This is a genomic window from Dyadobacter fanqingshengii (assembly GCF_023822005.2).
Taxonomy (GTDB): domain Bacteria; phylum Bacteroidota; class Bacteroidia; order Cytophagales; family Spirosomataceae; genus Dyadobacter; species Dyadobacter fanqingshengii.
Window position 1 is genome coordinate 3,794,468 of the sequence record NZ_CP098806.1, and the last position, 22,710, is coordinate 3,817,177.

17 protein-coding genes are annotated in these 22,710 nt (G+C 44.0%); 4 read left to right on the top strand and 13 right to left on the bottom strand.

Annotated features, from left to right (window positions below; translation table 11 throughout):
• Nucleotide 1 precedes the first annotated feature (1 nt).
• The 3 genes from NFI81_RS15730 to NFI81_RS15740 all read right to left on the bottom strand — a co-directional run bounded on the left by NFI81_RS15730 (nt 2) and on the right by NFI81_RS15740 (nt 3,451).
• Nucleotides 2-1,474 carry a PKD domain-containing protein gene (locus NFI81_RS15730; protein WP_234611495.1) on the bottom strand — a complete coding sequence of 491 codons (1,473 nt, stop codon included), beginning with the start codon at nt 1,472-1,474 and terminating at the stop codon, nt 2-4.
• Between the two features lie 151 nt (nt 1,475-1,625).
• The gene (locus NFI81_RS15735) at nt 1,626-2,348 is read right to left on the bottom strand and encodes a LytR/AlgR family response regulator transcription factor (protein ID WP_234611494.1); all 723 of its coding nucleotides are present in this window, start codon (nt 2,346-2,348) and stop codon (nt 1,626-1,628) included.
• A complete protein-coding gene (locus NFI81_RS15740) occupies nt 2,348-3,451 on the bottom strand; it encodes a sensor histidine kinase (protein ID WP_234611493.1) in 1,104 nt (367 codons plus the stop codon). The genes NFI81_RS15735 and NFI81_RS15740 overlap by 1 nt, the downstream gene beginning before the upstream one ends.
• A gap of 299 nt (nt 3,452-3,750) precedes the next feature.
• On the opposite strand from NFI81_RS15740, the gene ahcY reads away from it, so the two are divergent.
• On the top strand, nt 3,751-5,067 hold the full coding sequence (gene ahcY / locus NFI81_RS15745) for an adenosylhomocysteinase (protein WP_234611492.1): 1,317 nt from the start codon (nt 3,751-3,753) through the stop codon (nt 5,065-5,067).
• Between the two features lie 185 nt (nt 5,068-5,252).
• Here the strand turns inward: ahcY and NFI81_RS15750 are convergent, their stop codons facing one another.
• The 4 genes from NFI81_RS15750 to NFI81_RS15765 all read right to left on the bottom strand — a co-directional run bounded on the left by NFI81_RS15750 (nt 5,253) and on the right by NFI81_RS15765 (nt 11,870).
• The gene (locus tag NFI81_RS15750) at nt 5,253-5,612 is read right to left on the bottom strand and encodes a T9SS type A sorting domain-containing protein (RefSeq protein WP_234611491.1); all 360 of its coding nucleotides are present in this window, start codon (nt 5,610-5,612) and stop codon (nt 5,253-5,255) included.
• Nucleotides 5,609-9,829, bottom strand: coding sequence for a M4 family metallopeptidase (locus NFI81_RS15755; protein ID WP_234611490.1), 4,221 nt, complete (start codon nt 9,827-9,829; stop codon nt 5,609-5,611). Before NFI81_RS15755 ends, NFI81_RS15750 begins: the two co-directional genes overlap by 4 nt.
• A gap of 258 nt (nt 9,830-10,087) precedes the next feature.
• Nucleotides 10,088-10,963: a mechanosensitive ion channel family protein gene (locus tag NFI81_RS15760; RefSeq protein WP_234611489.1), complete on the bottom strand. Its 876-nt coding sequence runs from the start codon at nt 10,961-10,963 to the stop codon at nt 10,088-10,090.
• Nucleotides 10,964-11,072: 109 nt separating this feature from the next.
• A complete protein-coding gene (locus NFI81_RS15765; RefSeq protein WP_234611488.1) occupies nt 11,073-11,870 on the bottom strand; it encodes an SHOCT domain-containing protein in 798 nt (265 codons plus the stop codon).
• A 169-nt stretch (nt 11,871-12,039) separates the two neighbouring features.
• On the opposite strand from NFI81_RS15765, the gene NFI81_RS15770 reads away from it, so the two are divergent.
• Together NFI81_RS15770 and NFI81_RS15775 are read left to right on the top strand one after the other, a co-directional pair.
• Nucleotides 12,040-12,906, top strand: coding sequence for a hypothetical protein (locus NFI81_RS15770; protein WP_234611487.1), 867 nt, complete (start codon nt 12,040-12,042; stop codon nt 12,904-12,906).
• Nucleotides 12,907-13,077: 171 nt separating this feature from the next.
• Nucleotides 13,078-13,926, top strand: coding sequence for a hypothetical protein (locus NFI81_RS15775; protein WP_234611486.1), 849 nt, complete (start codon nt 13,078-13,080; stop codon nt 13,924-13,926).
• 107 nt (nt 13,927-14,033) lie between these two features.
• On the opposite strand, the gene NFI81_RS15780 is transcribed toward NFI81_RS15775, so the two are convergent.
• The 6 genes from NFI81_RS15780 to NFI81_RS15805 form a co-directional block, all read right to left on the bottom strand.
• On the bottom strand, nt 14,034-15,398 hold the full coding sequence (locus NFI81_RS15780) for a TolC family protein (RefSeq protein WP_234611485.1): 1,365 nt from the start codon (nt 15,396-15,398) through the stop codon (nt 14,034-14,036).
• 33 nt (nt 15,399-15,431) lie between these two features.
• Entirely contained in the window at nt 15,432-18,557 is a 3,126-nt protein-coding gene (locus NFI81_RS15785; protein WP_234611484.1) for an efflux RND transporter permease subunit, read from the bottom strand.
• Between the two features lie 14 nt (nt 18,558-18,571).
• The gene (locus NFI81_RS15790; protein WP_234611483.1) at nt 18,572-19,663 is read right to left on the bottom strand and encodes an efflux RND transporter periplasmic adaptor subunit; all 1,092 of its coding nucleotides are present in this window, start codon (nt 19,661-19,663) and stop codon (nt 18,572-18,574) included.
• Nucleotides 19,664-19,813: 150 nt separating this feature from the next.
• Nucleotides 19,814-20,089, bottom strand: coding sequence for an ArsR/SmtB family transcription factor (locus NFI81_RS15795; protein WP_234611482.1), 276 nt, complete (start codon nt 20,087-20,089; stop codon nt 19,814-19,816).
• 147 nt (nt 20,090-20,236) lie between these two features.
• Nucleotides 20,237-21,505: a sensor histidine kinase gene (locus tag NFI81_RS15800; RefSeq protein ID WP_234611481.1), complete on the bottom strand. Its 1,269-nt coding sequence runs from the start codon at nt 21,503-21,505 to the stop codon at nt 20,237-20,239.
• A complete protein-coding gene (locus NFI81_RS15805) occupies nt 21,502-22,179 on the bottom strand; it encodes a response regulator transcription factor (protein WP_234611480.1) in 678 nt (225 codons plus the stop codon). The genes NFI81_RS15800 and NFI81_RS15805 overlap by 4 nt, the downstream gene beginning before the upstream one ends.
• A 40-nt stretch (nt 22,180-22,219) precedes the next feature.
• On the opposite strand from NFI81_RS15805, the gene NFI81_RS15810 reads away from it, so the two are divergent.
• Complete coding sequence (locus NFI81_RS15810) at nt 22,220-22,618, top strand: hypothetical protein (protein WP_234611479.1); 399 nt, start codon at nt 22,220-22,222, stop codon at nt 22,616-22,618.
• The last annotated feature ends 92 nt before the right edge of the window (nt 22,619-22,710 follow it).

The following is a 22,710-nucleotide window of genomic DNA, read 5'->3' on the forward strand; positions in this document are numbered from 1 at the left end:
TTTATTTTTCACGCAGCACTTTACCTTCCACATTGTCGGCAAAAGTGTTGACGGTTTCAATGTCGTCATTCACAATGGCCTGGTAATTCACATACATTCCGTAGCCGCCGCTGCCCGAGATTTTGGAGTTTTTAATCTGCATTCTGGCCTGGCTTCCGTAAACCGCAATGTTCACTTTTTTACCCGAAACCAGCGCTGTGCTTCCGCCGCCGGATATTTCCACATGTTCAAAAACGTTGTTTGCGCTGGTTGTGTAGCATATCAAACCTCTCCAATAAGCTGGCTTATTTTCAGCGCCTTTGATAACGATTTTCGCAGTTGGTGTTCCGATGGCATTGATATAACCTTCATCAATGGACATTCGCGCTCCTTCCGATATTTCAATCACTACACCCGGACTGATCTTCCAGTTTGCGTCAACCGTAAGGCCTTCCAGCACGCGGTAAGGTGTTTTGTCTTTGAATCCCTGCCAAACCACTTCTGCAGTAATGTTTTTAGATAGTTGCGAAGCGAAAATCTCCACCACATTGCGTCCGTTTCCGTTCGTGAAAGAGGAGTTCACGTCCAGTTTGGCAACATTATCGGCATCCAGCAGAATGCCGGCCTCGGTGTTACCTTTGAATGTATTTTTTGTAAATGAAGAAAGAATTACGCCTCTTTCAATCCACAAACCATATCCGTCATTTTGCTCGAAAAGGCTGTTTTTAATAGACACTTCTGCTTTCGAAGAACCCGCTATGGCCATTCCAGCTTTTCTGCCACTGAACAGCACTTTACTTCCGGCATGCAGCACCTGCACATATTCCAGCGTATTAGCACTGCTCGAAGAGCGGAAAATGACTCCGGCCCAAAAGCCTTTCTTGGTTTCTTTTCCAATCAAACGGATCGGTTTCGTAGAATCACCTTTTGCGAGCAGAATTCCGCCATTATCATTCACTTCAAGCCTTGCGTCTCTTGCAAAAGCAATTACTACACCCGGTTTCAAAGTCAACTCGGCATTTACGGCAACATTTCCATTGGCAACATAGTCGGGCACATCAGGATTGTCGATCCGGTCTTCCAGCGTGGTCTTTGCAGCAATATTTGCGTCCAGCACGACCGGCTGGATCACCGTTGCAGTGATCAGGACCTTGTCTTTGCTTTCGCCGTTAGCATTGCTGGTGGTAAGCTCAACTTCGTATTCTCCGGGAAGGTCCGTTTTGAATGTTGGCTTACTCACCGTTGCCGAGCTGAGGGCTGTGGTGCTGCCGGTTGGTTTTTTTGTAAATGTCCAGCGGTAATCGAATGGTTTGTTTTCGCTGTCGGTTGAGGCACTTCCATCGAGGGTTACAATGTCACCGGCATTCACATTCTGATCCGCACCGGCGCGGGCGGTTAACGTGTTGCCTGGTTTTACGTCTTCATCTTCCTTGCAGCTTGTTACGAAAAGGGCAAGTGAAAAGAGGGCAAGCAGAATTCTTTTACTTTTTAACATGGCTATTTTTTGATTTACTGAACACTGATTTTCACCATCGGCTAAATGGCGGTGCAATGGTAAGTCGAAATAGCGAGGTGAGAAATTACTGTCGATTAACAGCAGGTTTTATCGACGAAAGGCGTCAGTAGACGCTAATTTTAACCGTTTACTAAAAAGTCAGCTTGAAGCGTCGCTGACAATCGTTCCTGAAATTCCGGCCGATAGGAAGTTCTTTCCCGGCGATTTCAATTTTATGTGCGTGGTAACTTTCCACTTTATCCACAGCCACGATGAAAGACCGGTGCACGCGAATGAAGTTGTCTTCGGGAAGCAGCTCTTCCAGCAGGCTGATCTTTTGCTTTGTAATCAACACCTTATCCTTCAAAACAACCTTAATGTAATCCCGAAGGCTTTCCACCCAAAAAATATCATTCACATTGACCTTGACCATTTTCCGATCCACTTTGAGATACAAAAAGATGTCCTGGTTGCTTACGGCGGCCTTTTGGGCAATGGAAACAGATTGGTTGGTAACATTCAAACCTGTAAAAACTTTATCCATGGCTCTCAAAAAGCGCTCAAAAGGAATGGGTTTGAGCAGATAATCCACTGCATTGAGATCAAAACCCTCGACGGCGTAATCCTGGTAAGCGGTTGTAAAAACGACTTTTGGCGGTGTTTTGAGGCTCCTCAATAGCTCGGTCCCTGTTAATCCAGGCATTTTTACATCCAAAAACATCAGATCCACTTTCTGCTGCTGCAAAACCTGAAAAGCCTGAATAGCATCCTGGCAGCGCGCAACGATCTCGATTTCATTGAAATTCCGGAGATAATTATCCAGCACCTCAATGGCATGCGGTTCGTCGTCTACCAAAATCGCTTTTATCTTCATTATGAGGCTATTTCAATTTTTTTATCCAATTCCAATTCGAGGATTACGGCAAAAACTTCGTCTTCTTCCAGAATTTTGAGCTGGTGTGCTGACGGATACAAAATCTCCAACCGCTTCCTGACATTGGCCAATCCGATGCTGGTATGATGGTTTCGGCTGTCTTTCGGATCTGGCCGGTCGGGCTTGCTGTTGGATATTTTAAATTTAAGAAAATTGTTTTTAACCCGCAGGTCAATGTTGATCCAGGCCTGCCCTACCTGCTCGCTTGCGCCATGCTTGAAAGCATTTTCCACCAGCGGGAGGATCAGCAGCGGCGCAATTTTATATTCATTGGAAAGACCATTAATGCTGAAATTAATGTCCAGCCGTTCTTCGTAACGGATTTTTTCAAGCTCGATATAGCTTTCTACAATTTTGATATCCCGTTCTAAATCAACCACATCCGTATTGGCTTCATAAAGCATATAACGTAATATTTCCGCCAGGCCCAGCACCACGCCAGGCGATTGCGGCGATTGGTTCAATGTTAATGCATAAAGGTTATTGAGTGTGTTAAAAAGAAAGTGCGGATGTAACTGACCCTTTAAAAAGTTGAGCTCGGCCTCCATAGCAGCCTGCCTTCTTTCAAACCACATTTTGAAAAATTTAACCGATAAGGCTATCCAAACAAAAATATTAGTTTGTTCAAAAGCGCTGATGAGATACACCGGTTTTGCGAGCTGTTGCCAGAAACTTCCTTCCAGTTTTTTCCATACAAATGTAGGGTCCGTTTTCTTAACCGCGCTGTAAATGATAGGGTCAGCTACAAAAATCTCCATCAATCTGAAAGTCAGCGTTGAAAAAACTACTGCTGCAATAAGCAAGACAAAAAATTCGATTCGCTTTTTTCTGTTGAAAAACTTCGGGATAATGACATACCCGATCGAATAGAAATAAGCAATGTGTATAGGCAAAAACAGGGCAACGACGCCGATCGCAATCCAGTAATCAGGCATTCCCGCGCCATAGATCACCGTCAGGATGATCAATACGACGATCCAGAACGCGGCATGCTGCAAGATCCTTATCCGGGCCTGATGAGTAGGGTAAACGTTTGGGCGCATAGGCAAATATAACCAATTCGCGGCCTATTTTCTGACCTCAAAAACATTGTCGACAAAGACCTCATTAACGTCGACGAACGGCATGCAAGCCAGCATTTCACAGCGGTCAAGACAAAATATCTGCCAGGGCGGCGAATAAACCTTGTCCTCACTTACAAAGCGCTACATATGCAGCACTAAGAAGATAAAACATCCAAATTTAGGAGCAAAACCACAATTTGTATCTATTTTTCTTCCCCTCCGTGGTTTTTCTGGTTAGTTTTGTGTCAAAATAAAGATATAAACTAAACTGTCACATAATGGCGACGTCAACAGAAACGTACATTCCTTACAAGGTAAAAGACATCAGTTTGGCCGAATGGGGCCGTAAAGAAATTACGCTTGCAGAAGCTGAAATGCCGGGTTTAATGTCAATCCGCGCAGAATACGGTCCATCACAGCCACTTGCGGGTGCACGTGTTGCCGGTTGCTTGCACATGACCATTCAAACGGCGGTTTTGATCGAAACGCTTACTGCACTGGGTGCTGAGGTTACCTGGTCTTCATGTAATATTTTCTCGACGCAAGATCACGCAGCAGCGGCGATCGCAGCAGCGGGCATCCCGGTTTACGCTTGGAAAGGCATGAACGAAGAGGAATTCAACTGGTGTATCGAGCAAACATTGTTCTTCGGCGAAGACCGCAAGCCATTGAATATGATCCTGGATGATGGTGGTGACCTTACTAATATGGTTTTTGACGAATATCCTGAGCTGATTGAAGGCATCAAAGGACTTTCGGAAGAAACGACAACAGGTGTGCTTCGTCTATATGACCGTTTGAAAAACGGAACGCTTCATTTGCCTGCAATCAATGTAAATGACTCAGTTACAAAATCTAAATTTGATAACAAATACGGCTGCCGCGAATCACTTGTGGATTCGATCCGTCGCGCAACTGACTTAATGCTTGCTGGTAAAGTAGCTGTTGTGGCTGGTTACGGTGACGTGGGTAAAGGTTCAGCAGAATCGCTTCGTGGCGCAGGATGCCGTGTGTTGGTTACTGAAATCGATCCAATTTGTGCGCTTCAGGCTGCAATGGATGGCTTCGAAGTGGTAACAATGGACGAAGCTGCAACGCGTGCGAACATTTTTGTAACAGCAACAGGAAACTACAAGATCATCACAGATCGTCACTTCCTGGCAATGCGCGACAAAGCGGTTGTTTGCAACATCGGTCACTTCGATAATGAAATCGATATGGCTTGGTTGAACTCAACTTACGGCGATTCAAAAGTGCAGATCAAACCACAGGTTGATATTTATTCAGTTGCCGGCAAAGATGTTATCGTTCTTGCAGAAGGCCGTTTGGTAAACCTTGGATGCGCAATGGGCCACCCATCATTCGTAATGTCATGCTCATTCTCTAACCAGACGCTTGCACAAATCGAACTTTGGACAAACACTGCGGCTTACGACAAAAAAGTATACGTACTTCCAAAAGCATTGGACGAAAAAGTTGCAGCCTTCCACCTGGGCCACGTAGGCGCAAAATTGGAAACGCTTTCGGACGAGCAGGCGGCTTACATCGGCGTTAGCATTGAAGGGCCGTTTAAGTCGGAGACTTATCGGTATTGATATTGGGCATCAATGTCAAGGCGTCCCGGTTCTAAGATCCGGGACGCTTTTTTTTGTCCTGGTTACTCAGGATAGGCTTACCAAGTTTTGGAAACTTGAGAAGTTTTTTTTGACTACTAAGAGAGTGAACCAATGTTGGCAGGGAGCCTAGCATTTATCGGCTTCCTGCATCACTAGTCATCAAACTACTCCCGTTGCACGATCAGCTTCTGGGAATAAGATTCTTTTCCCTTCGTAAATCGAACGATATATATTCCAGTTGGGAGTTTGGAAATATCTAGTGTTTCATCTGTCCGGTGTTGCAGCTTTAAACAACTTAATCCTGTTTGATCAACCACCTCTAAATTGAAGCCAACTAATGGCTTTGTTGATTTAAATCTTACCGTTAAAGCGGCAGGATTAGGATAAAGGGTGACTGCGTTAATCGTTGTATTTACTGGATAAATCGTTAATCCATATTTACTTTTAATGATTTGATTCTGAGCTTTTGCTTGAAATGCATAAAGACTAAATAATAGGATTGCACCTGATATAATCTTCGTCATGGTTTCGGTTTTTTGGTTGAAAAGGTGTATTCAAAATCAAAATCAATGCTACATCCCACCCATCTGCCGCCGAACACGCCTGATTGTGGTATCGAATCTAAAAGTGGCATCTTCTTGCCCTGAACGGCTGGCAAAGCATCATATAAAAGCAGAGCAAAATCATACGTCGGGCTTGCGGCATAACTGTCGTCTTTCCCATTGAGGTCTGTAATTTCAAGATGAAAGTGGTACAGAGCTGTGTCCTCTGGCAAATCTCCATTGACTTTCGTCTGGAAAAGATCTTCTGGAATAAATACTACCCCCAGTCCATTCACGGCGCAATTCCACTCTCTGGAATAGCCTTTGTCACTTGTCACAGTAACTTTGTAGGAATAAGAATATGTATCCGCAAATTCCCCGTCCTTGACATCGACTGTGAAGCCTAATTGAGGATAAAAAACATCCCCTGAGCCTTGGTCCGGGTCATTCGGATCATTTGGATCCCCAGGCCCTGCTTCATCTTCATTGGGATCATACTCCTTAATTTCCTTTCCATTCTTTTCTTCATCCTGTGCATTTCCGGTCCGGAAATGTGCGAACGTGTAGGTTTCCGGGAAATGTGTTGCTGTCGGCGTTTTCGTCATCGCCGGAGCATCCCAGGTGTAATCTGTATTCACTTCCAAATTGGTGATTGTTATGCTTTTGCCAAAAACTTCTTTTTCGAACACGATCACATTATCCTTCCATAATCTAAAAAGGTGTCCAGCCGGAGCCCACTGTTCGTACCAGGAGAATTCTGCTTTATGGTTATCCACAGTTTGCGCACCGTCACTCGGATATTTAAGATTTGTTTTTTCAGGCCTCAGCCAATAGAATGACAAGGGAGAATAGGGTCCCTCTATCCAGTCTCCTTTTTCGTCTTTCGCCTTTGCCCTGACTCTCCACCTAAAACCGCCCTTTGCACCAGTAGATACATCGCCGACATCCATGGCGACACTTGTTTCCGAAGTAGAGCTATGATTATCAGTAACTTCATCTTCTGCAAAGTCAACAGAATAATCGTATTCCACAGCTCCTGCCACGGGAGACCAAGAAAAAACTTGATCGGGTGTTGATGTTCCAAAGTTAAAAACTGCATCGTTTACAGGTGACAATAGCACCGGCGCTGGCACTAGCGAATAGTCAACCACAAAGGTTGAAAAATACTTTTTGCCAAACTCTTTCTCAGTAATGAATGGTGGTGTGGCCTCCTTGTATGGCTCGAACGCCCATGTATATACTTTGCCGTTCGAAATGTCAGGTAGTTTCAGATTTTCATGGTCGTACAAAACCAGCGGGACTTCCATGTCATCCTTTTTGTCCTGAATGTGGTATCGATAACCAGTTGCTCCGGGAGCCTCCTCCGCAGAAAGTAAGATATCTTCCCCAAAAGGAGGGACATGTTCTACGTCAGCAGGACCGGGAGGCACAAGTAAAGGGGTTTCGGGCAGTGAGGTTTTAAAAGAAATGGAGCCTGTCCATTCTCCAAATATGTCTACGTCTGTTAGGCCGGTTTTAACCAGTGTCTTTGAAACTTTATCCCAACTCACTCCTTCTTCTGAACCCAACTTATGGGTGGCAACTATTTGCCAACTATAACCACGTTCTTTGGCAAGAGCAATCTCTACGCTCTCTGATTCGTCACTAGTCGATTTAAAAGGACGGTCCATAACAGGAACTGCTCCCGAAAGATCTGTTACACGCATGACATAACCTGCTGCACCTGGCGTTGCATGCCAATTAAACTTGCTGCCCCAGGCATCTACTTTGTCGTTTTCCAATGGGCTTATCACATTTGAAATGATCGGTAAGGTTGTCACTTCCAGCGTTGTGCTCCAGTTCTCGGTCATCTTTTCCAAGTCACGGCACTCCAAAGGTCCACCGATCGAACTAGCGCAGCCAGGTCCATTTGCACTGAAAAGTCTGCTGCGCACAAAGTATTGTTTTCCGCCTTCCAGATAAAATTTAGCACTGCTGGTCTGCTCCCCCGGATCTTTTTCATCAATATATGGCAACAATACTTCTGATGTATGCTGAAATGCTCGGTAAACAGGAGCCAGTTCATCTTTGAACGCTTGATTTTCAGAAACCTCAAAAAGTCGGTCGCCTTCTTTGCCTGGATAAAGCACATTTGCCCGAAACATTGCGTTGAGCGGGTCTACCTCCTTAGCAGGGTCACCATTGCCGTCAACTGCCCAAAGATCAGGCGGATTTACACCGTTTTGCCCCAAAACACAATCCAGCGCATCTTTGCAAGTCTTCCAGGTTGTTGACTTTTGCGAATATCCGTTGTTAGCCACTGATGATAGTATTGCCAGAGCCATTTCCGGAAATGTCGGGTTATCCGACAAGAACTTGTGAAAGGCTGTAAACATTATTTTGGCGGGCACACCCTCTTTCAGTTTGAGGATGAACTTGGTTTGCCCATCAGCATTTGTGTAGCCATTCAGTCCGGAACCATTGCTTATCAAGTAATAGAATTGTGTCCAGACGCCAGCCATTTGTTCTGGAGTTGCAAATGCCCAGTTGGGCGATTTATAAAAATTAAGTTGTCCTTTAAGCGTTGGATTTGAAAAGCTTCGCAAGTATTCATTGCCAGAGAATGCGTCAGCACCAATGGTCCATATCGGTTGCTGATTTTTTGACACCCGATATTCGTTGTTAACTTCTAAACCAAAGATATCGGCTAACGCCAAACGCACGGCTATCGACTCACCTAGTTCAGGTGACTGCACATTTTTAACGTTATAATAAATTCCGCTGAAGTAGGTTCCGGCAATTTGGTCAATGGATAAGCGTGTATTGTCGTTATCGTATTTGAAAAACTTCGTTACCTGGTTGTAGCCATGTGAATATGCTTTCAGGGGATCACCTACGTAATTCCAAATTTCCGTAGTTCCATTACCATCCATGCTCGAAAAGTTATGGTGAGCCTGAAAGTAATCATGAGCAAGCCTTGTAGCAAAATGTACTGTCACACCTTGTTTGGAAAGCTTTTCATCGTTATCTATGGTATAAATCTGATCAGCGTCATTACTGTCTATGAAGTGGATTGCAGTAGTTGGATCAGCAATCAAGGTATGTATTTGCGGTTTATTTACGCAGTCTACGAGAACATTGATTTTGCCTGCCTGAGCATCTCCAATTACATCCCCTTTTCCAGTGTTAATCGGAACTTGTCCGTAAAAAATTGACTCGGCTGTTTTTCCTGTTTCACAGATTACATCAGTAATAGCCAAATCTTGCCCTAAACCTACTGACTTCCAGCCTTCTCTTACTGCTAAATCTAGTTCCGAACCAGTTGGATGACCCATTTTATGCACTACTTCCAACGTTCTTTTGCGGAGATCGAAAAAAGTAGATTCAGTGGAAAGACCATCCATCGCTCCCCAGAAAATCTCAATTGCTTTTGGTACACCAATACCTACACAATTATACGGTGTGCCGTGAAAATTTTTCTTAGGGCCGCCAGAGCCTTGCGCAAGATGATAAAAGCAATGATTGATTACACTTGCATTAACGTGTGGGTTAAATTTCGGGTCATCCCATTCTTGCCAGAACGTGTCTCCATAGGTATCCGGGTGAAAAGTCAAATTTGGGTTTTCGAAGTTGCGAAAGCCTCCTGCCTTGGTGGCGTCACCACAAATCCAATTGTAACTGGCAGCCTTCTCAACTTCTTTTTTAACGAAGACTGAAAATATATCGGAAAGAGATTCACTAATTGCTAGATATTGATTAGAGTATACGCCAGTATTATACCCCCTGTAATAAAAAACTCCATGAGTAAATTCATGACAAATAGCTCCGATGCTGACATCCGGAACATTGATTCCGGCGTCTCCAAGCACTTTTATCCTTTCTTCGTCTGTTGAGAAATAAGCGTTGCTAAAATTCTCTTCAATCAACTCAACGTCTAAGAGTTTTCCCGCATTATTAAGTCCATTCCAACCGAAGTACTTTTGAAAGACGATCATTGTTTCTCTTACACCCCACAATAATCCCGCAGCAGTAGCAACGGAGAACGGATTAGGTAGATCGTCATTAAAACTTGCATTGTTATTTTTCTCAGTAAAAAATACTTTCTTTTTTTGAATTTTACCGGTTACAGCCATGAGTCTAACTGCCGGTAAACCTTTCTCAGGCAACAATTCCAGCCGATATTCTTTATTTAACCCCGCTGGATCTGTCGAATACTCCATAAGCCGCACATCTTGCTGCTGATTGAAGTAAGTGGGCAACGATTTAGTAACATTTTTTTTGTTGTAAATGGGCTGTGCATGCAAGATTGTGCATAGACAAATCAGAACGAATGGCAGGCAATGCCGCCATCGAAGGAGGGAAATTTTAAACATTGAATTGTTAGAAATTTTGAATAAAAAAAATGGTTTACACTATCTGCGTTTAAGTGCAAAGAATAGTATAAACCGGTAATTGCGAGGGAGAGATTGAATATCCGGTTAGCTTGGACTATTCAACGGAGCAATGTTGGCAATCTCCATCGGCCGGACCGGCGTCGGAAAAGCAATATTATTTTCATCAAAAACCTTCTTAATCGACTTCATAGCCACACTTTTTGCTGGCCCAGGCCCTATTTTGGACTGATCAATCCAAAATAGCACTTCAAAATCAATGCTCTTTTCGCTGAACCGGATGAAGTTTAATTCTATTGGTTTCAATTTTTGCAGGAATGGAAGGGGTTTGATGGCGGAAAGCGCTACCTCTTCCACAAGAAAAAGATCGTCCTTGTAACCAATGCTGCATTCGAGCTGCACTCTCCTATCGCCTGAATGTGTGAAGTTTACAATAGGTTTCTGAAAAATATCCTTACTCGGAAGCTCCACAAGCTGTCCAGCGAAATTATCCAACTTGACCGATCGCAGGCCGATGGAAAGGACTTTGCCTGTAAAACCGTTGGTTTCAATCACGTCACCGACTTTAATGGGGCGTTGAATTGCAATAAATGCGCCGGAAATAAAATTGGTGGTAAGATCCTGAAATGCAAAACCAAGCGCCAAAGCCAGCACCCCGGCCCCTGCCAGTAACGATGTAACGGTTTTATCCAAACCCAAAACGCCGAGCGCAAAGAACAAGCCCGTTGTAACGATTGCAATGCGGGTTAATGCGGAAATCAGACTGACTAATGCAATGTTTTGTGAAGCCCTGGTGAGCCCTTTTTCCATAAACCGACTGCCGTAACGAGCCAGAAACCGGAAAACGACAAGAATCAGAATCGCTATGATCAGGTTGGGAACAAAGCGAATGCTTTCGTCGAACCATCTGTCCATTTTCACGACGATCGGATCCGTTATTTTTGAAATTTGTGCAAATATCATGGTTGGGTATTTGACGCAAATAACGTTAAAATACACCCTAAAACATACTCAAACGGCCGGAGAAATGATTTCCCTCCGGCCGTCGTTCGCGAATGATATGTTCAGAAATTTATAATCTTGCGAGCAATTCCTGCTTTTTGGCTTTGAATTCTTCCTCACTGATCTGCCCTTTTTCAAACAAAATATTCACCTTTTCAATCGTCGCAATAATGATATCTTGCGGGCTGCGATCAGTCGGGCTCGTCTGGCTTTCCCTGTGCAGATCGGCCGTTGAAGTAACATCATATGCAAGTTCCGGCGTTGGCTGCGTTTGCTCACCCGGCTCAGATATCAAATCCAAACTTCCCAAATCCACCTGGCCTTCCTGGCTGGTAAACTTGTAGGAATTCCCCGAACCTTGCTGTTGCGAAATGCCGGTAATTTGATGATGTTTTGTGTCATAAATTGTCCGCTTGCCATTTTCCTCAATAACAAGCCTCCTTACCGGCGCAAAATAGGCATATCGGAAATTGTTCTGTGAGCCGCTTGACGTAGGGTTTCCAAAGACAGAAGGCCAGGAACTGGTTATATTGCTATCGGTTGCCGTAGATCTGCTCTCTTGATGCCATTCCAACGATTCGTTACCGGTTTCTTCATACAGAACCTGGCTGGTAACCTGGGTGGATAGCTCACTACAAAGCCTATCTACTGTGCTTTTCAACGAATTATTGAACATATCACCTACCATCGTCATACCGCCTTTCATCCACTGTCCGGATCCGCCAAGTTCTGCAATGTTGAACTGGGCCATTGTTCCATTTCCGCTGATTACTGCTCTTAACAGCGCTTCAACAGTCTCGGTTTTGAGATTATATTTTACAGCAACGTCTTCAACATATTGCTTGCCTGTATTTGTCAGTGCTTTCATGATTTCTTGTCTTTTTCGGTATACGTTATAAAAACAGTGCCATGGTGCATCAAACCCTTTTATACCGCAGGCTCATTGATATTAACCATTTGCCCATTGGATTTCTGTTAGCAGCGCTCATGCAATACGTTTGGTGAGGTTAAACAAATATTCACTAAAATTCAAAATCATGAAATTACTTCACAATGCACCGGCGATTACTAAGGCCCTAATCCTCGCTGGCTTGATAAGCGCCTGCCAGAATGAGAAAGATGCAATTGTATCACCTGCTACATCGCATGAGCAGGCATCTGACGCTAATGCCAAGACAGTTGTAACGAAACTGTTGGTTAAAGACGGCGATGCCAGCCTATCCTATTCTGGAGTTAGGAATGTTTTTACAAAAGAAGTTGTGAATAGCAAATATTCGAAAGAGTATGCGTATTCCGGAAACAAAATTATTGGCACGTACACGAATCTTGCTAACTATAATAAGATCAATTCATATGACACCTACACGCTGAATGCTAAGGGGCTTTGTGTAGAAAGTGCTATTATGCCTACACTGGAGTTTACGACAGTTTATGTATACAATGAAATGAATCAGCTGCTTTTGGCTTACAATAAAAACAAACCTAATCAGCGACAAGAATACCAATATGAAATGGATCCTGATGGTCAGGGATCATCACTGTATTCTGTTACATTCTATGATAAAAACGATGTATTATTAAAAGAGCTGCATTTCAAATATGTGGACGGCACGGATGGTGGATATTCTTCGTTCGATTGGTTTCCGGTGAATCCAGAACATTTAGCTCAGGCCACGAACAAATACTTGCCTATTTTCGGAAAGTTCAGCAGGTTTCTGTTAAAACAAACCATCGAAAAAACATACTACATTCCAAATGGCGTGCCGGCTGAAAAAGTCTACAATTATACGTATGCCTTGAACAATGATGGCTCATCTGCGATTAAATCTATTACAACAAAAGACAGCTGGGGTAAAACAATATCACTAATTGAAAGAAAATACACGACGCCAACAGGCTTGTAGTATTAATTATTTTTAAATAGAAACGGGCCTGGCAGCAATCTTGTCAAGCCTGTTTTTTAATTACCACACACTCATTGAGCCCTTCCACTTGCCATTTGGTTTCTCGTTTTAATCAATTCAGCAATATGTTTGGCTCCGTTAAATCAATTTAATAACACAAACATAAATAGTATGAAATTATTTCGAAATGCACCCACTATCACAAAGGCAATTATTATCGTCAGCCTTCTGGGGGCTTGCCAGAATGAGAAAGATGCGGTTTTGAGTCCAATTGCGGAACAAGCTAATGCAGCCAGTAGTCAAAACGCAAAGATTGCGGCTAATAGTAAGTTGATCAGCGACGGTTCCAGAAAGCTTCTGTACTCAGGACCCAGGAATCTCCTTACAAAAGAGGCCCTCGAAAGTTATAACTATTACATCGAGTATGCCTATTCTGATCAGTACATTAAGAGCACCAGATACGAGTTTAGCACCAACAAGAAAATTGCGGATAATTCATACACGTTAAATGCAAACGGGCTTTGTATCGAAAGCAGTGTGGGAAATAATTTTAACGGCACCACCAAATATGAGTACAACGAAAATCAACAATTGATTAAAGCTTTCAATAAGTTTGAACCGAATGAGCGACAAGAATTTGAATATTCACTCGAACCAAATGGCCAAGCAAGATTGCTTTCAGTCGCGTTTTATAATAAGGCAGGTGATAAATTTAAGGAACTGGCTTATAGCTATGTCGGCGCGACCCCGGATCTTTATCCACTGAATCCCGATTTTTTGGCTTCCGGGACCGGCAAATATCTTCCGATTTTTGGAAAGTTCAGCCCGTACCTAATTAAAATGGTAACTGAAAAGAAATTTAATTATCATCCATTTAAGGAATTCGCCTCCGCTGAACTTCTGAATTATACACACTATCCCGATGGAAGAGTAAAAACAATTAAATCAACCGATGTGAAATCTGGAAATACTCACTCAGTAACAGAAAGAAAGTACGCATCCACAATGTCAGCTAATTAGTAAGCTTACACAAACAAAAAGAAGAACCCCAAACAGTATCCGGGGTTCTTCTCACAATACACAACCTAAACACAACCAGTTGATCATTATTAACGCTGAGTAAAATATTATAGCTGATCCTTTACGTTGCCTGTAATGCGGTCCAATTCGATTTTTGAGGATAGATAATCATAAACTGCTTCCAGATAATTGGATTTGGCTGATGTTAATGCGAACTCGGAATCGATAAGTTCCAGCCTCGAAGCGACGCCTTTTTCGTATCTGTATTTTGTGATGGAATAACTGAGTTCTGCTGTTTCAGAAACATTCTGCTGGGTTTTGATCCTTTCGGATGTTTCAATCAGACTGGCCAAGACCTGTTTTACTTCGGTTTTCAGTTGCTCCTGCGCATTGTTGTAAATCACATCGGCTTGCTGTCTCTCGATTTTGCCCAATGCTATTTTATTGATGTTTTGGTTTCCGCTGAAAATGGGGATTGCAAATTGCACTCCGGCGTAGAAAACGGGTGGGTAAGCAGCGTTGCCGAAACGAAATTGGTTGGTTTGTGTCTGGATTTGATATTGGCTGATAAAGCTCACAACAGGCAATCTAGCCGATTTGTATAATTCAATCTCCTTATCACTGATTTCCTTGTTCAATGTAAGAATCTGCAAGTCGGGGCGTTGCTGAATGGATAATTTGTACGTTCTGTCCTCGGCAGGAACTGTTTCGTTGGCATTGAGTTCGAGTGAATCCGAAAGTACATAATTGGTTTCCGAAACATCTCCTAGCAGATTTCTCAATTGCTGCTGGCTTATCTGCAATGCATAAGTAAGTCTCAATACATCGGGTTCGAGGTTTTTTACGGACGTGTATGCCCGTAATGTGTCCACCCGCAATGCACGGCCCTGCGCGAGGAGCGAACGGGAATCATTCAATGCCTTCTGGTTTCTGACGATACTCTCCTTTTGGAGTTTCAATCGCTCATTCAGAACGAGCAGCTGAACGTAATTTTGCTTTACCTGCGCCACCACGTCGACCTCCCTTTGGCGGAATGAAAGCTGGCTCTGTTTTTCAAGCAGCTTTCTGCGCTCGATTTCATGCTTTGCACCTGAATTGTAAATAGGCTGAACCAAAGAAACTTGCGCGGTGCCAATATCTTCACCGCCAAAACGTCCATAACCTATTTTTTCAGAGCTACCCGTATTACCATTCAGACCGAAAAAAACCGGTTTTTGGAAATAATGTTGAAACTGTCCCGTCAAACTAATGTTGGGCATCAACAAACCGCGCGTAATGGCGGTCTGTTGTTTGGCTTTGTGAATGTTGATCGAATCGATTCGCAGGTCGCGGTTCCGGCTTTGTGCAAGCTCGATTGCCTTTTGCAAAGACAACGGTTGCGCCTGCCCGAAAGACAGCAATGGGCTCAGCGTCAATGCAATGGCAAATGCTTTTGCCGCCCAGATATATTGATTTAAAAATAACTTTTTCATGATTGAATGTGGTATTAATATTTCTTCAAAGGATTAATGTGTGTGTAATAAAGCCTCTTCTTCAACTGCTACATTTCCATCATCTTTGCGCTTTTTATGCGGTCTGGACAAATAGGAATAGATTGAAGGAATTACATAAAGTGTAAGCACTCCGGCGAAGATCAAGCCTCCCACAACCACAATGCCCAGTGATTGGCGGCTTCCGGAAGCTGTTCCGAGCGATAATGCGATCGGTAATGTTCCGAAGATCATGGCGAGCGTAGTCATCAGGATCGGACGGAATCTTGATACGGCTGCAATTTTTGCGGCTTCAAATGTTGAGGTGCCCGATTCCTTGCTTTGGTTGGCGAACTCGACGATAAGGATACCATTCTTGGTGATCAGACCGATGAGCATAATGATCCCGATCTGGCTGAAAATATTGACAGTTTGTTCCGTAAACCAAAGGCTTAGCAATGCGCCCGTTAATGCCATTGGAACTGTCAAAAGAATGATAAATGGGTCAATCAAACTTTCAAACTGTGCTGCCAAAACCAGGTAAATAAGGACGATGGCGAAAATAAATGCGAAGATCAAGCTTGAACTACTTTCAGAATAATCCCGGCTTTGTCCTGCCAGTGCTGTGCTGAAACCCTTAGGGAGCTCTTTGGACGTAATTTTATCCAACTCCTGAATGGCTTCGCCTAAGCTAACCCCTGCGGCCGGTGTTGCTGAAATGGTCGCACTGTAAGCCTGATTGTAGCGATAAATTGCCGGAGGGCTAATGCCTTCATTTTGCTTTGTAAGGTTATCCAGAGACACCATTTGGCCACTTCCTGATTTCAAATACAATGATTTCAAGTCATAAGGTGCCGATCTGTCTTCCCGATCGAGCTGGCCGATCACTTCATATTGACGATCATTGTGAATGAAATAACCGTATCTTCTGCTACTCAATGCAAGTTGCAATGTCTGCCCGATTGCCTGCGTGGAAATGCCCAGCTGCGCGGCACGTTGACGGTCAATGCTAATGCTGATTTCAGGTCGGTTGATTTTAAAATCCGCGTCAGCGAAGACCAGTTTTTTATTGCTGCTCACCTGTCCCATTAACTTTGGCATAATGTCAATAAGTGCTTTCAAATCAGGCGCTTGCACAACATACTGGACTGGTTGTGTATTTCCGTAACCACCAATGGTCGGTAGCTGAATGGGAATAATGAGCACATTCCTGAATTTCTGCGAGGCTGCAACGAGCTTCATAAAGATCTGCTGTTGCGTCAATCCGCTTTTCCGATCCTTGGGTTCTTTGAGGAAAATCCATTGAAAACCACCGTTCACAGGCTGCGTCAATGTTCCTCCTGCGGCAGCCACGGCGGTATAAGTGCGCTCCTCGTTCAGATCCGGGATGGAATCGCTCACAAAATTCCCGATATCCTTCATGCTTTGCTCCATACTTTCATAAGAAGTGCCTTCGGGAGCCATTACCGCAAGTCCAACCATGGATCTGTCTTCCAGCGGTGCGAGTTCGGACGGCAGTTTCGGTGCAAGCCAGAAAGCAACACCAAACGACACCAGAAGCAGCACGATTCCCAGCCAGCGCACTTTCATAAAGGCGGAAAGTGATCTTGCATAAGCATTATTCATCGCGACAAACCAAGGCTCAGTCTTTTTATAAAGCCAATTGTGCGAAGTGCCCGATTTGAGCAAATATGCGCTCATCATAGGGGTCAAAGTAAGTGCTACGAAGGCAGAAACGGTCACCGAACCGGCTACGACAATGGCAAATTCTTTAAACAAACGTCCGGTGAGACCACCTAGAAAGAGGATCGGCAGGAACACCGCGACTAGCGTAATGGTGGTTGAAATAACTGCGAAATAAATCTCATTGGAACCTTCGCGCGCCGCCTGAATGGGCGACATTCCCTCTTCGACCTTGCTGTATATGTTTTCCAAAACAATAATCGCGTCATCGACCACGAGTCCAATCGCCAGAACCAGCCCCAGTAGGGTTAGCACATTGATTGAGAAATCGGCGATGTACATGATAAAGAATGCCGAAACGATGGAAACCGGAATGGCCAGCAGCGGGATCAATGTGCTTCGCCAATCGCGCAAAAAGACGAAAATAATAAGCGAAACCAATGCGAAGGCGAGCAGTAATGTTTCCTCTACTTCTGATAATGAGTTTCTTACGGGAACTGTAAAGTCTTTACCAAGGGCAATTTCATATTCTTTTGGAGCTGTCTTTTTAATTTCTTCAAAACGTTTCTTGAACTCATCCACAATGGCCAGCGAGTTGGCGCCGCGTTGCGGGCTTACACCCGTTCCCACGCCGTAGTCGGCTGTTTTCCCATTGTAAACGATCATCGCAGTACGCTCATTTTGAGACGACATCACTGCCTGGCCCACATCTTTGAACCGCACAATCGCTCCGTCACTTTCCCGCAGGATCATATTGTTGAAATCGTCCTCTGTAACCAGTCTCCCCTGCGTCCGCAATGTTACTTCCGTGTTTTCGCCTTCAATCCGACCACTTGGTAAATCCACGTTTTCACGTTGCAATGCGGTTTGAATGTCTGTGGGGGTAAGGCCGTAAGAAGCCAGTTTTACCGGATCCATTCTTAGGCGCATCGCCCGTTTTCTGCCTGCGTAGGAGTCGACCAACCTTACGCCGGGGATGGATTGCAGCCTTTCTTTAATGTTGATATTAACAAAATCGGTAACATCTTCCAGCGTTTTTGTCTTGCTTTGAACGGTGAGGAACACCAGGAAATCCGCTGGTCCCGCTTTCTCCACAATGGTCGGCTCAATGTCTGTCGGCAGTTGCTGGCGTGATTTTGAAACCTTATCCCGAACATCATTTGCAGCTGCTTCAAGATCCGCATTCAGTTCAAATTCAACGGTAATAATGCTCACCTGCTCGCGGGAAGTGGAAGATACAGAACGAATCCCATTCGCTTCTGCAATGGCTTCCTCCAATGGCTTAGTAACCTGGGAGGCAATAATATCGGCGCTGGCCCCGGGATAAACCGTTGTTACCATTACAATGGGCGAATCTGTCACGGGATATTCCCGCGTTCCCAAAAATGTGTAACCGACAATCCCGAAAAGTATAAGCAGTACGGACATCACCCCGGCCAGAACCGGCCGGGAAATACTTACTTGTGAAATAGCACTCATGACTAATAGATTTTTTATTTAATAGAGACCAACTGAATGGCTGAACCGGGTGTTAACCGCAGCATATTGCTCGTAATAATGGTGTCGCCGGGAGCAAGACCCTTTGTAACATGCACTGAAAAGGCATTACGCTCGCCCACTTCAATGGATTTGAAACCTGCTTTGCCTGCATTGGCCACATACACGCTGTAACCTTTCGAAGATGGGATCAAAGCCTGATTTGGGACCATTAATGCATTACCGGTATTGCTTAAACGTAATGTTAACCGCGCACTTTGGCCTGGTAACAGCTCACTGCCTTTGTTATCCGTAACGGCCCGCATCAGCAATGTTTTGGTTTTTTGATCGAGCCCCGCTTCGTGCGCAACGATCCGGCCTTTGTAAATTTTGTCGTTGGATTCTACATTGTATTGCACTTCATCGCCCGTTTTCAGCGTATTCGCATGTTTTTCAGGGACAGCAAAGTCAATTTTCAGACGGCTGTTGTCGGTAAGCAATGCGAGCGGACTTCCCGGGGTTACAAAAGCACCGGTATACACATTCACAATGCCCAGGTAACCGCTGAACGGAGCACGGATGCTGGTTTTGGCGATCATCACTTTCAATTGCTCAATTTTCGCTTGTAAAACTTTCAGGTTTGTAAAAGCCTGATCGTAATCTTGCTGAATGGCTGCTTCCCTGTCAATCAGATCTTTAAGCCTTCTTTCATTAAGTAAAACCAGCTTTTCCTGTTGTTTCAATTGTTCCAGTTCGGCTAGCAGATCGGCGTCGTCCAGTTTGAACAACATTGTTCCCGCGTTGACAAATTTTCCTTCTTTGGCATGTACCGCAACTACTTTGCGGTTCAACTCGCTCGAAATGCTTACTTCCTGATACGCCATCAGCGTTCCTGAAACCGTCATTTCCTCATTTAATGATTCCGAATGAAGCACCTGGCCATCAACGGGAACACCAACCGGAGCGACGCTGGCAGCCTGCTCTTTTGTTGTTGCTTTCGCAGATTCAGGCTTTTCGGACGTGTATCCCTTAAAGAATACAGATAGCAAAATCACGGCAGTTATAATGAGGCCGGATATGATCTTGGCAGATTGAATGGTCTTTTCCATGTATAGATTAATTTAAATATTTCGATTGATTGGATAATGGTTTTTTATTTTTCATGGCTAATAGTACTTTTTCTGAATTCACATTTAATAAGTAAACGCTGGTTACCTATTAATATATCGAAATGTATCGATGTATTAGGGTAAAAAAACTCAGATTTGTAATTTGTTCAAAAACTGAACGTATTCATTGAGAACCTCTTTATTCAATTTGTACTTCACGTTCCTTCCTTCTTTTTCTACTACAATCAGATCTGCATCGGCTAGTTGCTTTACGTGATGAGAAATCGACGGTTGGGTTAAATCAATAAAGTCTGAAATTTCGTGACAATACAAACAATCCTCTTTTTGGCGCAACTCTTGTAATATAAGAATACGGCTGGGGTCGCTCAACGCTTTCGATATCCGCTCCACTCTCCTGACCTCCATGATTTAAGATATATAGATAAATTTGAATATATTAATAATACTGCACAGTGCGTAGATTACAAAACAACGGAATAAATAATTCCATGACGTGCAAAAAAATTTCTAAATGCATGAAAGCACTCAATGTGGTGGACTCGTAATAGACAACTATTCCGTTAATATCACCTCGATCACATGCACGTCCTCAAACCAATATCGTATCTCAAACCCATAAAATCCGACGATCGCTTTTACAATGGCTAGCCCAAGACCTGTGTTATTGTTGTCGTTTGAATCTTTGTGGAAGCGGTGGAACATTTTTTCTGGGTCAAGCGCGGCGGCTTTGGCTGAATTGGTGATTTTGAATGAATGGGTGTTGATTTCCATGTTTACTGTCCCGGCTGAGACATTGTGGACGATTGCGTTTTTTAACAAGTTGGATATGAGGATCGCAGCGAGATCTTTACTCATGAGTGCGCGGAGATCAGCTTTTGCATCCAAAGAAATGGTGACATTTTTGAATGCTGCGAAATCAGCAAATTCTTCTGTCAGTTCTTTCAAAATTTGATTTACAGAGACGATTTCCGCTTCACTGAACTGCCGGTTTTCAATCTTGGAAAGCAGTAAAAGCGACTTGTTAAGCCTTGTGAGCCTTTCCAATGTCTGAATAACCTGCCCGACCGTCTCCATGTCGCTTTCGGGCAAATTGTTTCTTTCTGCCAGCAGTTCCAGCTTGTTCATGCTGATCGCTATCGGGGTTTGCAACTCGTGCGATGCGTTTTCTATGAATTGTTTTTGGCTGCTGTAAATGTCAACAGCGTGGTTTACAAGCGCGCCGACGGTCTCATTCAAAACACGGAATTCCTTTACATTGGTCTCAACCGGCTCGAAAGACTGTTCCTTACCCAACCGAAAACGCTTCAATTGTTCCAATAAATCATAAAACGGCTTCCAGACTTTTTGCAACAATAAATTATTAACCAAAAGAATGCTCGCCAGCAAGGCCACATAAAGCCATATCAATGCAAAAAACAAATCCTCAATTAAATCATCTTCTTCTACCATGGAGGAAATGATTTTCAATTCATAATGTTTGCCGTTTTGGAAAAATGTAGTTGACAACATTCGCACAGGTTCCAGGTCCTTCTCATTCTGCATGTACATGAGCGTGTCCTGATAAATATCCTTGATCTTCCGCGCTTCCTTTTCGGAAATTTCGAAAATTTCATAATTCCCCTCCCCAAATGTATTTCGCGATAATGTGCCCGGATCTTCCCGCACCTTATCAATGATGAGCATTTTATAATTATCCAAACCGTCGTCCAGACTGTCGTAAACCTCATCCAGCATATTGATATAAAACAGCACAGCCCACACACTGAGGATTCCCAACAATGCGATCGCGAGATATTTTAATGTATGGTTGAGCAAATTCATAGTTGCGCCAGTTTATAACCAATGCCGTAAACAGCCTGAATCTCGATGCCCGCGCTATTTTCTTTGAGCTTTTTACGCAGGTTTTTGATTTGGGAGTAAATAAATTCGTAATCATCCGAATCGTCCATATAATCACCCCAAACGTGTTCGGCCAGGGAGGTTTTATTCACCAACCGGTTCTTGTTCAGGATCATGTACATTAAAATATCAAACTCTTTCCGGTTCAAAGCCAGCGTATTACCATCAATTGAAACAGTTCTTTCATCCGGTTCCAGTTTCAGATTTGCGATCTCGATCAGATTTTTCCCCTGAAAGGATTTACGCCTTAAAACCGACTTCACCCTGGCGGTCAGCTCGGCAATATGGAATGGTTTGGTTAGATAGTCGTCTGCGCCCAGGTTGAGGCCCGCAAGCTTGTCATCAAGCGAATCTTTGGCCGAAATAATAATGACATTATCGGACTTCTCCATGCTTTTCAGTTCCTGCAAAAGGTTCAACCCGCTGCCGCCGGGGAGCATGATGTCCAGTAATATGCAGTCGTAATCGAAGGAAATGATCTTGTCCAATGCGCTGCGATAATCTCCGGCGGTCTCCACCAGAAACGCCTCCATTTCAAGTGATTGGCGAATCACTTCCGACAGCTCTTTTTCGTCTTCTATTATCAAAATTTTCATCCGGTGCGAAATTGAGAAATAAAACTGGAAAGAATCTGGAATGGTGAGCCCGCATGCGCGGCACCCGATGCGCGGCATGCGATGCGCGGCATGCGATGCCCGGCATGCGATGCGCGGCACAGTTATTGTAACCAGCTTCCTTACATTTCTATTGAACAACAAACGTCTGAAAACCATGGATATTTACCAAATAGCCTCACAATGGGAAGGGTCGAACATTGAAAACGATCCGTCCGATCCGCGTGAAACACCGCCATTCGATCCGCGTCCCGAAGTACCATCGCCGGATGTGCCTGAGGAAACGCCACCATTCGAAAGAGATCCGGAAACGCCTCCTATTTATCCAGAACCTGAACTGCCTCCTATTGAACCTGTTATCCCAGAAGTGGAACCATTGCGCGATCCAGGCGGTGAGCCCGATATTCCTGCTTTTAATTAAGTTGCAGTCCGCTGTTGCGGCAGTCCGCTGTTGCGGCAGTCCGCTGGTGCGGCAGTCCGCTGCGACGGCATACTGCAGATGTAAGTCTCAAT

Excerpts from the sequence above, each read along its gene's own strand:
- NFI81_RS15790 (WP_234611483.1), bottom strand. The coding sequence starts at position 19,663 with ATGGAAAAGACCATTCAATCTGCCAAGATCATATCCGGCCTCATTATA.
- NFI81_RS15785 (WP_234611484.1), bottom strand. The coding sequence starts at position 18,557 with ATGAGTGCTATTTCACAAGTAAGTATTTCCCGGCCGGTTCTGGCCGGG.
- NFI81_RS15735 (WP_234611494.1), bottom strand. The coding sequence starts at position 2,348 with ATGAAGATAAAAGCGATTTTGGTAGACGACGAACCGCATGCCATTGAG.
- NFI81_RS15810 (WP_234611479.1), top strand. The coding sequence starts at position 22,220 with ATGGTGAGCCCGCATGCGCGGCACCCGATGCGCGGCATGCGATGCGCG.
- NFI81_RS15750 (WP_234611491.1), bottom strand. The coding sequence starts at position 5,612 with ATGACGAAGATTATATCAGGTGCAATCCTATTATTTAGTCTTTATGCA.
- NFI81_RS15765 (WP_234611488.1), bottom strand. The coding sequence starts at position 11,870 with ATGAAAGCACTGACAAATACAGGCAAGCAATATGTTGAAGACGTTGCT.
- NFI81_RS15780 (WP_234611485.1), bottom strand. The coding sequence starts at position 15,398 with ATGAAAAAGTTATTTTTAAATCAATATATCTGGGCGGCAAAAGCATTT.
- NFI81_RS15740 (WP_234611493.1), bottom strand. The coding sequence starts at position 3,451 with ATGCGCCCAAACGTTTACCCTACTCATCAGGCCCGGATAAGGATCTTG.
- NFI81_RS15800 (WP_234611481.1), bottom strand. The coding sequence starts at position 21,505 with ATGAATTTGCTCAACCATACATTAAAATATCTCGCGATCGCATTGTTG.
- NFI81_RS15755 (WP_234611490.1), bottom strand. The coding sequence starts at position 9,829 with ATGGAGTATTCGACAGATCCAGCGGGGTTAAATAAAGAATATCGGCTG.
- NFI81_RS15730 (WP_234611495.1), bottom strand. The coding sequence starts at position 1,474 with ATGTTAAAAAGTAAAAGAATTCTGCTTGCCCTCTTTTCACTTGCCCTT.
- NFI81_RS15775 (WP_234611486.1), top strand. The coding sequence starts at position 13,078 with ATGAAATTATTTCGAAATGCACCCACTATCACAAAGGCAATTATTATC.
- NFI81_RS15760 (WP_234611489.1), bottom strand. The coding sequence starts at position 10,963 with ATGATATTTGCACAAATTTCAAAAATAACGGATCCGATCGTCGTGAAA.
- NFI81_RS15795 (WP_234611482.1), bottom strand. The coding sequence starts at position 20,089 with ATGGAGGTCAGGAGAGTGGAGCGGATATCGAAAGCGTTGAGCGACCCC.
- ahcY (WP_234611492.1), top strand. The coding sequence starts at position 3,751 with ATGGCGACGTCAACAGAAACGTACATTCCTTACAAGGTAAAAGACATC.
- NFI81_RS15770 (WP_234611487.1), top strand. The coding sequence starts at position 12,040 with ATGAAATTACTTCACAATGCACCGGCGATTACTAAGGCCCTAATCCTC.
- NFI81_RS15805 (WP_234611480.1), bottom strand. The coding sequence starts at position 22,179 with ATGAAAATTTTGATAATAGAAGACGAAAAAGAGCTGTCGGAAGTGATT.